The sequence below is a fragment of the Rathayibacter sp. AY1G1 genome (assembly GCF_002932095.1).
In the GTDB taxonomy this organism is placed as follows: Bacteria; Actinomycetota; Actinomycetes; order Actinomycetales; family Microbacteriaceae; genus Rathayibacter.
The window spans coordinates 58,536-70,802 of the sequence record NZ_PSUZ01000012.1; the positions used below are offsets into that span (position 1 = coordinate 58,536).

A 12,267-nucleotide genomic window follows, 5' to 3' on the forward strand; every position below is an offset into this window, starting at 1 on the left:
GCCCTGCCGCAGCGCCCCCGCCGCGGCAGAGGCTCGCGGGGCGCGGCCTACAGGCCGTAGGAGCGGAGGTACGCGGCGGTGTCGTGCCAGCCCTCGACGGCGAAGCACTCGACGCCCATCGCCTTGACGGGGTAGTCGTTGCCGTCCGGGTCGAGGCGGTCGCCGACGAAGATCATGTCGTCGAGAGGGATGCCCGTCAGCTCGGTGAGCTTGTTCATCCCGTACGCCTTGTCGATGCCCTTGCGGGTGATGTCGACCGACGTCGAGCCGCCGGAGCGCACCTCGAGGTCGGGGAGCACGGCCTGCACGGCCTCGCGGAGGGTGTTCTTCTTCTCGCCGTCCGGGTCCCAGGCCTGCTTGACCTCGACGGGCGCGGACTGGCCGAGGGCCGAGAAGGTGATCTGCGAGTCGCGGTCCTCGAGGATCGGGCCCCAGGTCTCGGACTCCCAGTAGCCGAGCTCCTTCGCCTTCTCCTCGACGGCGGCGAGCGCGCGCGACTTCTCGTCCTCGGTGAGGTTCTCGGCGTAGATCTGCGCCCAGTCGCCGTTCTCGTACCGGTAGTACTGCGTGCCGCAGGTGGGCATGAGGTGCAGCTTCGCGAGGACCTCGGGGTCGGCGCCCTCGAGGCGGTCGAGCACCTGCATCCGGAACTGGCCGATCTGGCCGCCCGAGATGATGCACACCTCGGTGGCCTGGAGCAGCTTCACGAAGAGGTCGGCCATCGCCGGGTCGACGGGGGACTTCGAGGCGGCGAGGGTGTCGTCGAGGTCGAAGGCCATCAGGCGGGGCAGGGTGCTCATGGAACTCGTTTCACGGTCTGCGGACGGGGCGGTAACGAGGATACGGGGCGCCGCCGGAACGCGCTCGCGGTCGGCGCGAGCGGGCTCCGAGCGCAGACTGGGGGCATGACCGCCGCCACAGCGACCGACGGAGGACGCCGCTCCCTCCCGCGCACTCTCGCCCGCATCCTCCTGGGCCTGCTGCTCGTCACGGCCGGCACGGCGCACCTGACGGTCGCGCGTCAGGCCTTCCAGGCGCAGGTCCCGCCGTGGCTGCCGGCCGACCCGGACCTGGTGGTCGTCGCGTCGGGCGTCGTCGAGATCGCGCTCGGGCTCGCGCTCGTCGTGCTCGTGCGGTGGCGCGTGATCGTGGGAGTCGTGGTGGCGGCGTTCTTCGTCGCGGTCTTCCCGGGGAACATCTCGCAGCTGGTGACGCGGACGCCGGCGTTCGGCCTCGAGACGGACGCGGCGCGCGCGGTGCGGCTCGTCTTCCAGCCCCTGCTGGTGGTCTGGGCGCTCTGGTCGACCGGGGCGTTCTCGGCCTGGCGGGCCCGCCGGTCGCGACGCCGCGGGGACTGAGCCGCCGGTCCGCGGCCCGATCGTCCCGCGATCCTCCGGAACGGCGAACGGCGGCCGGCGGGAGACCCCGCCGACCGCCGCCCGTGCCCTGCTCGGCTAGGCCGCGAGGCGGCGTCGCGCGACGACCAGCGCGAGACCCGACAGCAGCAGCACGAGGGCTCCGCCGATCAGGCCGGCCGCGTCGGCGCCGGTGTTCGCGAGCGAGCCCGGGCCGGAGCCTCCCGCGACGGGGGCCGCCGTGGTGGTGGGGTGCGGCGACGGAGCTGTGGTGGGCTGCTCCGTCGGGGTGCCGGGCTCGGTCGGCGCCGGGGTGACCGGGACCTCGGCGGCGGGCTCCGTCGTCAGCGACCAGTTGGGGTCGTAGAAGTCGGCCTGGTCGATCACGCCGCGGGCGGTCGACCAGTCGATGAGGAGCTGGCGGATCTCGAGACGCTCGTCGTAGACGAGCGGTGCCTGCGCGACGGCCGGGTAGGCGCCTCCGCCGCTCTGGCGGTAGTTGTTGACCGCCATCACGAAGCGATCGTCGTCGGCGACCGGGGTGCCGTCGGCGTGGGCGAGACCGCGGATCCGCGAGCCGGCGGGCTGGGAGACGTCGATCACGTAGTCCAGGCCCGAGATCGCGTCGTAGTTGTAGTCCGGGATGCCGTCGGGGCGGTCCTCGGTCGTCGCGTTGGTGCCGGTCTCGGGGTCGAACACGGCGCCCTCGGCGGTCTGCACGAAGTAGCGGGCCGAGAACTCGAGGTAGTCGCGCACCTCGGCTCCGGTCAGCTCCACTCCGCGGAGGGTGTTCTCGTAGATGTACAGGCCCGCGATGTCGCGGATGCTGACCTGCCCCTTCGGGAAGACGGCGGTGCGCGAGAACGGCGACGCCTGCGAGATCACCGGCAGGTCGGCCCACTCGGTGCCCTCGAGCGCCGACTCGACGGTCTCGGCCTGGACGGTGTTGATGAAGTCGATGATCGGGGTGTCCTCGTAGCGCGAGGTCGCGGCCGAGAGCTCCTCGACCGAGTCGGCGACGGGGGTGTTCACGTACTCGATCGTGGCGGCGTGCTGCTCGGCGAGGGCGTCGACCAGTGCGGGCGACTCCTCGGCGATGTCCTTCGCGTAGACGGGCTGCGTGACGGGTGCGTTCCCGGCCGACCAGTCGACCTCGAGGCCGCCCGCGGCGTCCGGCACCAGGTTCAGGGTGACCTCGGTGAGGCCCTGCGCCCAGAACTCGGGCTGGGTGACCAGCACCTGCTCGCCGGCGACGTTGGTGAACAGCGTCTGCGGCAGGTCCTTGTGGCTGTGGCCGGCGACGACCACGTCGATGCCGGGGACCTGCGTCGCGATGTTGTTGACGACGTCCTCGTTGAGGTCGGCGGCGTCGTACTCGGCGTCCGGGACCGTGCCCTGGCCGGTGTGCGCGAGGACGACGACCACGTCCGCCTGCTCCTGCACGATCGGGACCCACTGCTTCGCGGCGGCGACCATGTCCTGGAACTCGAGGACGCCGTCGACGTACTGCTTGTCCCAGACGCGGACGCCGGGGGTGACGAGGCCGAGGACGCCGACGGTGACCGTCTTCCCGTCGATCTCGCGCTCGATCAGCGTGTAGGGGTCGTGGTACGGCTTGCCGGTGGCGACGTCGACGACGTTCGCGCCCAGCAGCGGGGCGTTCAGGTCGCCCTCGTACGCGCTGAGCATGTCGAGCCCGTAGTTGTACTCGTGGTTGCCGACGACCTGCGCGTCGTAGCCGATGGTGTTGAACGCGGTGGCCATCGGGTGCGTCGTCTCGCCGGAGAGGACGCCCGCGGCGCCGTCGCCGAGGCCGTAGTAGTAGGTGAGTGGCGTGCCCTGGATCGCGTCGCCGTTGTCCATGACGAGCACGGACTCCTCGCCCTTCTCGGCGCGGAGGCGGTCGACCTCGGTCGCGACGCGGGTGAGGCCGAGCGCACCGTCGGCCGGGTACGGCGCGTTCGCGAAGTAGTCCCAGTCGTAGACGTGCCCGTGCGTGTCGGTCGTCGACACCAGGGTGAGCTCGACGCCGTCGTCGAGAGGGGCGGCCGAGGCGATCGGAGCGGCGGTGGCGGCTCCGAGTGCGACGACGGCGAGGAGGCTTGCGGCGCGGAGTCTGCGCATCGTGGTCCTGTTCGCGTGATGAGTGGAGTGTGAACGTCCTCGAATCTATGCGCCGCGTGTGAACTGCGCATGACGGGATCGAGAGCATTGCTCGGCGATGCGTCCGCGGGGCGGCCCGGTGCCGGGGGAGTCCGCGGGCCGGCTCGGAGCCGGGGAGTCCGCCGGTGCGGCCTCGCGCCGCGGGCGTGCACTGCACCGGCCTCGTGGGCTGGAGCCGTCCTCCGGCCCCTCCGCTAGAATCGAGCGGCTGGTCGCGCGGAGGCGGCACGACTGCCGCGCCGCACCCGCCCACCCCCGCCCCTCCCGTCGAGAAGGACACGCCATGCCAGCAATCGTCATCACCGGCGCCCAGTGGGGCGACGAGGGCAAGGGACGCGCCACCGACCTCCTCGGCAGCCGCGTCGACTACGTCGTGAAGTTCAACGGCGGCAACAACGCCGGGCACACCGTCGTGGTGGGCGACGAGAAGTACGCCCTGCACCTGCTCCCCTCCGGCATCCTCACCCCGGGCGTCGTCCCGGTCATCGCGAACGGCGTCGTCGTCGACATCGAGGTGCTGTTCCACGAGCTCGAGGCGCTGAGCGCCCGCGGCGTCGACGTGTCGAAGCTGCTCGTCAGCGCCAACGCGCACGTCATCACCAGCTACCACCGCACCCTCGACAAGGTGACGGAGCGCTTCCTCGGCAAGCGCCAGATCGGCACCACCGGCCGCGGCATCGGCCCGGCGTACGCCGACAAGATCAACCGCGTCGGCATCCGCATCCAGGACCTCTTCGACGAGAACATCCTCCGCCAGAAGGTCGAGGGCGCCCTCGACCAGAAGAACCACCTGCTGGTGAAGGTCTACAACCGCCGCGCGATCCTGGTCGAGCAGGTGCTGGAGGACCTGCTGCAGTACACCGAGCGCCTGCGCCCGATGGTCGCCGACACGTCGCTGATCCTCTCGCAGGCGCTCGACGCCGGCAGGACGGTGCTGTTCGAGGCCGGCCAGGCCACGATGCTCGACGTCGACCACGGCACCTACCCGTTCGTCACCTCCTCCAACGCGACCTCGGGAGGAGCGGCCACCGGCTCCGGAGTCGCACCGAACCGCATCGACCGCGTCATCGCGGTCATCAAGGCGTACACGACCCGCGTCGGCGCCGGCCCGTTCCCGACCGAGCTCTTCGACGAGTGGGGCGAGTACCTCCGCCGGCAGGGCTTCGAGTTCGGCACCACGACCGGCCGCCCGCGCCGCTGCGGCTGGTACGACGCCCCGATCGCCCGCTACTCGGCGCGGATCAACGGGGTCACCGACTTCGTCCTCACCAAGCTCGACGTGCTCTCGGGCCTCGAGACCATCCCCGTCTGCGTCGCCTACGACGTCGACGGCGTGCGCCACGACGAGGTCCCGGTCTCGCAGAGCGACTTCCACCACGCGAAGCCGATCTACGAGGAGTTCCCCGGCTGGCAGGAGGACATCTCCGGCTGCCGCGAGTTCTCCGACCTGCCGCAGACCGCGCAGGACTACGTGCGCGCGCTCGAGGCGATGAGCGGTGCCCGGTTCTCGGCGATCGGCGTCGGGCCGGAGCGCGAGCAGGTCGTCGTGCTGCACGACCTGCTCGACTAGAAGCGGCGAGGAGCCGGGTCGGGCAGACCTCTCGGAGGCGGCCGACGTGGTCACAACGGAGGAAGAACGTCGGGGACCTCGCGGAGTGACGCGGATCCCGGGCCCTCTCGACGAATCCTTCCGCCGGTGTGGACACGCCCGCCGCCGAGCGCGCCGGATAATCGGCGCATGCAGATCTACGCCGACCTCCCGGCCGTCCGCGCGCGGCAGATCCTGGCCGACGCCCTCGCTCTCGGCGTGGCCGTCGTGGCGATCGCCGCGGGGATCGCGGTCGGCTCGCTGATCGCCGGCCTGGCCGAGATCGGCCGGCGGCTCGAGAGCGCCGGCAGCGGCTTCGGCTCGACCATGAGCGACGCCGGGACCACCCTCGGCGGCATCCCCCTGCTCGGCGACGCCGTGCGCGCGCCGTTCGACGAGGCGAGCGGGGCCGGCTCCGTGCTGGCCGCCGCCGGACGCGACCAGCAGCAGCTCGCGAGCGCCCTGGCCGTGGTCGCCGGGCTCGCCGTCGGGGGCCTCCCGCTCCTGCTCCTGGCCGTGCTCTGGCTCCGGCCCCGGCTCCGCTTCGCCCGCCGGACCGCCGAGCTGCGCGCCCTCGGCTCGACCGGTGGCGGAACCGAGCTGCTGGCCCTTCGCGCGCTCACCCGGGCGTCCCCCCGCGACATCCTCGCCGCGCACCCGGAGGCCGCCGCGGGCTGGCGGACCGGTGACCCCGCCGTCACCGCCGCGCTGGCGGCCCTCGCCCTCCGCCGGGCGGGGCTCCGGCCCCGCTGACCCCGCAGGACCATCGCGGATCCGCCGGAGGGATGACGCGGCGAGCCACTGCGGACGACGCCGGCGACACGGGTGCCTCCGTAGCGTCGAGGACATGCAGAACCAGACCTCCTCCGTCGTGGCGCGCGTCGAGGGCGTGCGCAAGCTCTACGGCAGCACGCCGCCCGTCGTCGCCCTCGACGACGTCACGCTCTCGATCGAGCGGGGCGAGTTCACCGCGGTGATGGGCCCCAGCGGATCCGGCAAGTCGACGCTCATGCACGTCCTCGCCGGCCTCGACACCGCCTCCTCCGGCCGCGTGTTCCTCGGGGACGCCGAGATCACCTCGATGAGCGACGTCGAGCTGACCGTGCTCCGCCGCCGCAGCGTCGGCTTCGTCTTCCAGGCCTTCAACCTCGTCCCCACGCTCGACGTGCGCGGAAACATCCGCCTCCCGTTCGAGCTCGACGGCCGCTCCGTGACCGGCGACGAGGAGCAGTGGATCGCCCGGCTGATCGAGTCCCTCGGGCTCCGCGAGCGCCTCACGCACCGGCCCCATGAGCTCTCGGGCGGGCAGCAGCAGCGCGTGGCGATCGCCCGCGCCCTCGCCACCCGGCCGCAGCTGATCTTCGCCGACGAGCCCACCGGCAACCTGGACTCGCGCACCGGCCGCGAGGTCCTCAGCCTGCTCCGGGCCTCCACCCGCGAGTACGGCCAGTCGATCGCCATGGTCACCCACGACCCGATCGCGGCGGCCTACGCCGACCGCATCGTCTTCCTCCGCGACGGGGCCGTCGTCGACGACCGCCGCGGGATGAGCGCCGAGGAGATCTCGCGCGCGATGCTCACGATGGAGGGCGCGGCGTGAGCGGCGTGCGCACGGGCTCGAGCCAGGGCGGGGGCGCCATCGTCACCGTCGCCGCACTCGCCGCGGCGTTCGGCGCCGTGCTGGTGCAGGTCATCGCCGACATGGTCGCGGCCTTCGCGGCAGCGGGGATCGACGGCATCGGCCAGGTCGCCCTCATGCTCGGGATGGTCGGCGCCGTCTTCTTCGGCATCGCGGTGTTCGTGGGCGGGATCGTCACGGCCAATGCGGTCTCGACCGTCATCGCCGGGCGCACCCGCGAGATCGCCCTGCTCCGCCTGCTCGGCGCCTCCGGCCGGTCGCTGCGCAGCGGGATCGTCCGCACGGGCCTCCTGCAGGGGCTCCTCGGAGCGGCGATCGGCCTGGTCGCCGGCGTCGCTCTCGTGGCGCTCGCCGCGGAGCTCGCCATCCGGAGCGGCACCCTGCCCCGCTTCGACTACCCGCTCGTCTCGCCCGGCCTCGTGCTGCCGCTGATCGCCGTGGTCGCCTCGACGGTCATCGCCTCGTGGTCCGGATCGCGCCGCGTGCTCGCGGTCGCGCCGTCGCAGGCCGCCGGATCCTCCGCCGAGCCCCGCTACGAGGAGCTGCGCGGCCGCACCGCCCGCAACGTCACGGCGATCGTCTTCGTCGTGGTCGGCGCGCTGCTGCTCGCCGCCGGTGTCGTCCTCGGGCTCGCCAACCCCGGCGGCGTCCTCCTCGGGCTGGTCGGAGGCATGGCGTCCTTCACCGGCGTGATCCTCGGGGCGCCCGTCCTGCTCCCTCCGCTCACGGCCCTCGTGGGCCGCGCCTTCGGCCGGGGCCCCGTCGCCCGCCTGGCGTCCGCCAACGCCGTCCGCAATCCGGCGCGCAGCGCCCGCGCCGTCATCGGACTGGTCATCGGAGTGTCGCTGGTCACGATGTTCGCGGTCGCCGCCGCCACCTTCGGCACGATCATGGAGCGCTCGGGTGAGACGAACCCCGAGGTGATCGCGGCGTTCGAGCAGTTCATCCAGGTGAGCACCGCGGTGATGAGCGTCCTGCTCGGCTTCTCGGTCGTCCTGGCCGCCGTCGGGATGGTCAACACGCTGTCGCTCAGCGTGCTGCAGCGCCGGCGCGAGCTGGGCCTGCTCCGCGCGCTCGGCTTCACCGGCTCGCAGGTGCGGTCGATGGTGGTGCTCGAGGCGGCGCAGATGATCATCGCTGCCGCGGTGCTCGGCATCGTGCTCGGGATCGTCTACGGCTGGTGCGGCGCGATCTCGGTGTTCGGCTCGCTGCCGGGCATCGGACTGATCCCGCCGACCGTCCCGGTGCCGATCCTGGTGGCGGTGCTCGTGGTCGGTGTCGTGATCACGGTCGTCTCGGCCGTGCTGCCCGCCCGCCGCGCCACGAAGGTGTCGCCGGTCGCCGCTCTCGCCGTGGCCTGAGGACCGGCACCACGTAGAACCCGCGGCCCGAGGATCGGCGCCCTCACCACGGAGGACCCGGTGCCCCGAGGGCCGGCGCCGCGCAGAACCCGCAGCCGGAGGGCCGGCGCCCTCACACCACCGAGAACCCCGCGGCGAGGGGCTCCCGCCCGCTCAGCGCGAGCAGGAGCTCCTCGCCGCGTCCGGCTCGAGCGGCCAGCCCGCCGGTCAGCGCGCAGCACGCCTCGACGGCCTCGCCGGCCAGCACGTGCGGGATCCCGGTGGCCCGCGAGAGGTCGAGCGTGTGCACGACCAGCTCGAGCAGCCGGGTCCGGAGGTACTCGTCCAGCTCGATCGCGCGGCCGCCCACGGCGACGAGGCGGCCGGGACGCTGGGCGGCGACCAGCTCGACCGCGCGGCCCGCCGCCTCCGCCAGCGCCTGAGCCGGCCTGTCGCCGAGCAGCAGCCCCGCCTCGACCCCGCGCCGCGCCACCGCCGCGGGGTCGGCGACGTTCCCGGCCAGCGCGTCGTAGTAGTCGAGCGCGTCCTCGATGGTCGGCTCGGGCGGCTCCGGAGCGAGGAGGTACGCCTCGACCGTCAGCACCGCCCGCGACGCGTGGCCCGCGAGGCCGCGGACGTCCCAGACGCCGAGCCCCGGCTGCTCCCACTGGTCGTCCCGCACCTGCGCGAGCAGGCCGACGAGGGCGGCGGCGGCGGACTCGAACAGCGCGGCGGTGCTCATGGAGCCATGCTGGCACGGTGCCCCACACTGATCGCATGAGCAGCCCCCGCCGCCCCGGTCCCGTCACGCTCGTCGGCCGCTCGATCGTCCTCGAGCCGCTCGCCGTCGAGCACGTCGAGCCGCTCGGGCGGGCGATCGGACGTCCGGAGGTGTTCGCCGGCGGCTACGGAGGAGGACCGTCCGGCCTCCCCGGCACCCCGGAGGAGTTCCGCACCTTCGTCGACCGCTACTACCCCTGGGGCACGGGCCTGCCGTTCGCCGTGCTGCAGGAGGGACGCGTCGTCGGCACGACCTCGCTGGCCGACTTCGACGAGGCGCGCGAGGCGGCCCACCTCGGCTGGACGGCCTACGCGCCCGAGACGTGGGGCACCGTCGTGAACCCGGAGGCGAAGCGGCTGGTGCTCGGGCTCGCCTTCGACAGCGGCTACGAGCGGGTGAAGCTCCAAGCGGATGCGGTGAACGCGCGCTCGCGGGCCGCGATCCTCCGCCTCGGCGCCGTGTTCGAGGGGGTGCTCCGCCACGACCAGCGGCGGGCCGACGGCTCGTGGCGCGACACGGCCGTCCACTCGATCCTCGCGGCCGAGTGGCCGGCCGTCCGCGACGCGCTCGACCGCCGGATCGACGCGGCGCTAGCGCTCCCCGCCTCGACCGCGCAACCGCTGACCGGGCGGCCGCCCGAGGAGTAGGAAGGAGGCATGGAACGCATCCACTACGCCGGCAGCTCCGTGCTGACGGGTACCGCCATCGCGCGGTCGCTGCTGGCCTACGCGGAGGCGCTGGCGCTCACCAAGGGGTCGATCACGGTCGACATCCCGATCCGCCAGGAGTCCGGCCGGCCTGGACGGGCGGCGCTGCTGATCGGACCGGCGAGCCAGCTGTTCTCGGAGTCCGAGGACGACGGAGCCGAGGAGCTGCTCGACGAGGAGCTCGTCGAGCGCTTCACCCGCGAGACGGCCCGCCTGGGCGTCTCACACCCCGTGGCCGAGGAGGACGGCGGCGCCGGGCCCCTCTCCGCCGTCGACACCGAGATCCCGCACTTCCACGGCGAGGACGACTCCTGGTGAGCATCCGGGGCGCCGGTAGGATCGACACTCACGACTCCGCCCGACCCTTCGCGGACGGGCGACTTCCCGAACGGAGAACCGCCTGATGGGGCGACTGATCTACGACTCGACCCTCGAGGCCGACTTCGACGACCGTCTGCTGGCGCACCTGCAGATCGTGATCGGCTCGAAGCTCGCGCGCAACGAGTCCTTCTACTTCTCGTGGAAGGACTCGCAGGCGGTCGGCGACGGACGCACCTCGATCTGGCTGCACCCCGCCATCCCGCTGCGCTTCAAGTACCACGGCGGCCGTGCCCCGAACATCAACCCGGACTGGATCCGCCAGCTGCTCGCCGACTCGCACACGGCGCACGGGCTGCGGATCAGCGAGGAGCCCCACGGGACCGCCCGTCAGAGCGAGGAGAGCATGCTGTGAAGCGCGTCGAGATCATCTACGGCGGAGCGCCGTTCAGCCTGAGCGAGACGTCGGCCGCGGAGGTGCGCGAGAGCATCGACCGCGCCCTGGACGGCTCCGCGTCGCGCTGGATCACGGTGAACCAGGGCGAGGGCGAGCCCCGCGAGACCTCGATCCTGATCACGCCGGGCGTGGCGTTCTCGGTCGCCGACGTCGCGCACTGAGGTCGACGCCGCGGTCACGGTGACCGCCGCCTCTCACGCCGCCGGCTCGGTCCGGGGCGCTCGCACCGCCGGCCCGCCTCGGAACGACTGCCGTCCTCAGCGCACCCGTCCCGCTCAGCCCGCCAGCACGCGCGGGAACTCCCCCGGGATCTCGCTCGCGAGGTACCCGGCCGGGCCGATCCGTGCGGAGAGGCGCGTGTCAGCCTCCGTGTGCAGGAACGCGCCCCACGCGGCCGCGCCCATCGGATCGACGCCGCGCCCGCGCAGGCCCGCCGTCGCTCCGGCGAGCACGTCGCCGCTGCCCGCGGTGGCCAGCCCGGGGTGCTCGCCCTCGATCCGCACCGCGTCGCCGTCGGGCGAGGCGATCGTGTTGAACAGGCTCACCACCGCGCCGTAGCGCTCGGCGACAGCGAGGGCGGCCCGCTCGACGTCGTCGACCTCCTCGCCGAGGAGGCGGGACGCCTCCTCCGAGTTCGGGGTCAGCAGGAGCCGGCCCGCGAGCCTCCGCGCGATACCGCGCTGCCCGGGCAGGACCCCGAGCGGGAAGGCGTCGAGGTGCACAGCCGGCACGTCGTCGAGGAGCGGAGCGAGGGCACGGAGGGTCGCGGCGGTCGCGCGCGGGTCGTCCAGGCCGGGTCCGATCAGGGCGACGTCGGCGGAGGAGAGCTCGCCGGCCAGGACGTCGAGCCCGCGGCCCGAGACGGAGCCGGTGCGCGTCTCCGCGAGCGGGACCACTCCGCACTCCGGCAGCGCGACCGCGGTGGCCGACGCGACCGACTCGGCGACGCAGAGCGTGATGCGACCCGCGCCGGTCCGCAGCGCGGCGATCCCCGCGAGGATCGCGGCGCCGGGCGTCTTGCGGGCGCCGCCGACGACGACCACGTCGCCGCGGGAGTGCTTCGAGCCTCCGGGCTCCGGGAGGGGCCAGCGCTGCTCGAGCAGGGCGCGGGAGACGAGGTCACTCATGAGGGTCTCCTTCTCCGGCCGCGCGGTCGTCGTGCCGGGTGACGGGGGCGCCGGAGCGCTCGAGGTGGGACGTGCGGTTGAAGAGCTCGAGGCGCCACGCGTCGCCGTCGCGGACGAGACGGGTGACGGAGCCGTTGGCGACGGGCGTCGAAGCGCCGATGTCGAGCAGCTCGTGCTCGGAGAGGCCCTCGAGGACGTAGCGGAGGACGAGGACGACCGCGTCGTGGCAGAAGAGGATCGCCGGCCCGGGAGGCGCGGCGACGGCGAGGTGGTCGACGAAGGCGCGGACGCGGAGCGCGAGGTCCGTCCAGGCCTCGCCTCCCGGCGGCCGGTAGTAGAACTTGCCGAGCCACTCGCGCCGCGCCGCCTCCTCGGGCATCCGGGCCCGCACGCCGGCGGAGGTGAGGCGGTCGGTGACGCCGAGGTCGCGGTCGCGCAGGCGCTCGTCGGGGCGCAGCCGCAGGTCGATGCCGGCCTCGCCGAGGGCGAGGCGGGCGGTCGCGGAGGCGCGGCGGTAGGGCGACGTCCAGGCGGAGGCGGGCCGCGCCTCCTCGGCCAGCCAGCGGCCGAGCGCGCGCGCCTGCTCCTCGCCGGCGGGGGAGAGCTCGACGTCGGGGTCGCGGCGGTCGACGGCGATCTCGTGCGCCCCCGAGGCCTCGGCGGCGCTCGCCGCGATGTTGGCGAGGCTCTCGCCGTGACGGACGAGGAGGAGCTCGGTCGGGCCGGTGGAGGAGGCGGGCATGGCTCCACGCTCCGCCTCGCGGGCCGGAGGCGCCAGGGGGTTCCGCCGCG

At 73.5% G+C, this 12,267-nt stretch carries 14 protein-coding genes; 9 read left to right on the top strand and 5 right to left on the bottom strand.

From position 1 onward, the window contains the following. Positions 1-47: 47 nt before the first annotated feature. Positions 48-800 (bottom strand): HAD-IIB family hydrolase, encoded by a 753-nt coding sequence (locus C5C36_RS08460; RefSeq protein WP_104222786.1) that lies wholly within the window; start codon positions 798-800, stop codon positions 48-50. A gap of 105 nt (positions 801-905) precedes the next feature. Here C5C36_RS08460 and C5C36_RS08465 point away from each other — a divergent pair, with 105 nt between their 5' ends. After that, positions 906-1,358, top strand: coding sequence for a DoxX family membrane protein (locus C5C36_RS08465; RefSeq protein WP_104247486.1), 453 nt, complete (start codon positions 906-908; stop codon positions 1,356-1,358). Between the two features lie 96 nt (positions 1,359-1,454). Here C5C36_RS08465 and C5C36_RS08470 read toward each other — a convergent pair whose 3' ends face one another. Further along, complete coding sequence (locus C5C36_RS08470; RefSeq protein WP_104247485.1) at positions 1,455-3,479, bottom strand: bifunctional UDP-sugar hydrolase/5'-nucleotidase; 2,025 nt, start codon at positions 3,477-3,479, stop codon at positions 1,455-1,457. Positions 3,480-3,801: 322 nt separating this feature from the next. Here C5C36_RS08470 and C5C36_RS08475 point away from each other — a divergent pair, with 322 nt between their 5' ends. From C5C36_RS08475 to C5C36_RS08490, 4 genes are all read left to right on the top strand, one after another. Beyond that, positions 3,802-5,088 carry an adenylosuccinate synthase gene (locus tag C5C36_RS08475; RefSeq protein WP_104234282.1) on the top strand — a complete coding sequence of 429 codons (1,287 nt, stop codon included), beginning with the start codon at positions 3,802-3,804 and terminating at the stop codon, positions 5,086-5,088. Between the two features lie 168 nt (positions 5,089-5,256). Beyond that, a complete protein-coding gene (locus C5C36_RS08480; RefSeq protein ID WP_104247484.1) occupies positions 5,257-5,859 on the top strand; it encodes a hypothetical protein in 603 nt (200 codons plus the stop codon). Between the two features lie 94 nt (positions 5,860-5,953). Beyond that, positions 5,954-6,706, top strand: coding sequence for an ABC transporter ATP-binding protein (locus C5C36_RS08485; RefSeq protein WP_104269028.1), 753 nt, complete (start codon positions 5,954-5,956; stop codon positions 6,704-6,706). Beyond that, positions 6,703-8,106 (top strand): FtsX-like permease family protein, encoded by a 1,404-nt coding sequence (locus C5C36_RS08490; RefSeq protein ID WP_258063296.1) that lies wholly within the window; start codon positions 6,703-6,705, stop codon positions 8,104-8,106. The genes C5C36_RS08485 and C5C36_RS08490 overlap by 4 nt, the downstream gene beginning before the upstream one ends. Before the next feature lie 112 nt (positions 8,107-8,218). On the opposite strand, the gene C5C36_RS08495 is transcribed toward C5C36_RS08490, so the two are convergent. Continuing rightward, the gene (locus C5C36_RS08495; protein ID WP_104309570.1) at positions 8,219-8,827 is read right to left on the bottom strand and encodes a maleylpyruvate isomerase N-terminal domain-containing protein; all 609 of its coding nucleotides are present in this window, start codon (positions 8,825-8,827) and stop codon (positions 8,219-8,221) included. Between the two features lie 35 nt (positions 8,828-8,862). Here C5C36_RS08495 and C5C36_RS08500 point away from each other — a divergent pair, with 35 nt between their 5' ends. The 4 genes from C5C36_RS08500 (at position 8,863) to C5C36_RS08515 (ending at position 10,509) form a co-directional block, all read left to right on the top strand. Further along, positions 8,863-9,513, top strand: a complete 651-nt coding sequence (locus C5C36_RS08500; RefSeq protein ID WP_104309571.1) for a GNAT family N-acetyltransferase — start codon at positions 8,863-8,865, stop codon at positions 9,511-9,513. 9 nt (positions 9,514-9,522) lie between these two features. Continuing rightward, on the top strand, positions 9,523-9,891 hold the full coding sequence (locus C5C36_RS08505) for a hypothetical protein (protein ID WP_104222777.1): 369 nt from the start codon (positions 9,523-9,525) through the stop codon (positions 9,889-9,891). An 85-nt stretch (positions 9,892-9,976) separates the two neighbouring features. Next, the gene (locus C5C36_RS08510) at positions 9,977-10,306 is read left to right on the top strand and encodes an ATP-dependent DNA ligase (protein ID WP_104222776.1); all 330 of its coding nucleotides are present in this window, start codon (positions 9,977-9,979) and stop codon (positions 10,304-10,306) included. Next, on the top strand, positions 10,303-10,509 hold the full coding sequence (locus C5C36_RS08515; RefSeq protein WP_104222775.1) for a hypothetical protein: 207 nt from the start codon (positions 10,303-10,305) through the stop codon (positions 10,507-10,509). The genes C5C36_RS08510 and C5C36_RS08515 overlap by 4 nt, the downstream gene beginning before the upstream one ends. A 114-nt stretch (positions 10,510-10,623) precedes the next feature. Here the strand turns inward: C5C36_RS08515 and C5C36_RS08520 are convergent, their stop codons facing one another. Next, positions 10,624-11,475, bottom strand: a complete 852-nt coding sequence (locus C5C36_RS08520) for an ADP/ATP-dependent (S)-NAD(P)H-hydrate dehydratase (protein ID WP_104309572.1) — start codon at positions 11,473-11,475, stop codon at positions 10,624-10,626. Next, positions 11,468-12,217 carry a histidine phosphatase family protein gene (locus tag C5C36_RS08525; RefSeq protein ID WP_104250670.1) on the bottom strand — a complete coding sequence of 250 codons (750 nt, stop codon included), beginning with the start codon at positions 12,215-12,217 and terminating at the stop codon, positions 11,468-11,470. Before C5C36_RS08525 ends, C5C36_RS08520 begins: the two co-directional genes overlap by 8 nt. Positions 12,218-12,267: the final 50 nt, after the last annotated feature.

Excerpts from the sequence above, each read along its gene's own strand:
- C5C36_RS08485 (WP_104269028.1), top strand. The coding sequence starts at position 5,954 with ATGCAGAACCAGACCTCCTCCGTCGTGGCGCGCGTCGAGGGCGTGCGC.
- C5C36_RS08510 (WP_104222776.1), top strand. The coding sequence starts at position 9,977 with ATGGGGCGACTGATCTACGACTCGACCCTCGAGGCCGACTTCGACGAC.
- C5C36_RS08465 (WP_104247486.1), top strand. The coding sequence starts at position 906 with ATGACCGCCGCCACAGCGACCGACGGAGGACGCCGCTCCCTCCCGCGC.
- C5C36_RS08460 (WP_104222786.1), bottom strand. The coding sequence starts at position 800 with ATGAGCACCCTGCCCCGCCTGATGGCCTTCGACCTCGACGACACCCTC.
- C5C36_RS08500 (WP_104309571.1), top strand. The coding sequence starts at position 8,863 with ATGAGCAGCCCCCGCCGCCCCGGTCCCGTCACGCTCGTCGGCCGCTCG.
- C5C36_RS08520 (WP_104309572.1), bottom strand. The coding sequence starts at position 11,475 with ATGAGTGACCTCGTCTCCCGCGCCCTGCTCGAGCAGCGCTGGCCCCTC.
- C5C36_RS08480 (WP_104247484.1), top strand. The coding sequence starts at position 5,257 with ATGCAGATCTACGCCGACCTCCCGGCCGTCCGCGCGCGGCAGATCCTG.
- C5C36_RS08475 (WP_104234282.1), top strand. The coding sequence starts at position 3,802 with ATGCCAGCAATCGTCATCACCGGCGCCCAGTGGGGCGACGAGGGCAAG.
- C5C36_RS08495 (WP_104309570.1), bottom strand. The coding sequence starts at position 8,827 with ATGAGCACCGCCGCGCTGTTCGAGTCCGCCGCCGCCGCCCTCGTCGGC.
- C5C36_RS08470 (WP_104247485.1), bottom strand. The coding sequence starts at position 3,479 with ATGCGCAGACTCCGCGCCGCAAGCCTCCTCGCCGTCGTCGCACTCGGA.
- C5C36_RS08505 (WP_104222777.1), top strand. The coding sequence starts at position 9,523 with ATGGAACGCATCCACTACGCCGGCAGCTCCGTGCTGACGGGTACCGCC.
- C5C36_RS08525 (WP_104250670.1), bottom strand. The coding sequence starts at position 12,217 with ATGCCCGCCTCCTCCACCGGCCCGACCGAGCTCCTCCTCGTCCGTCAC.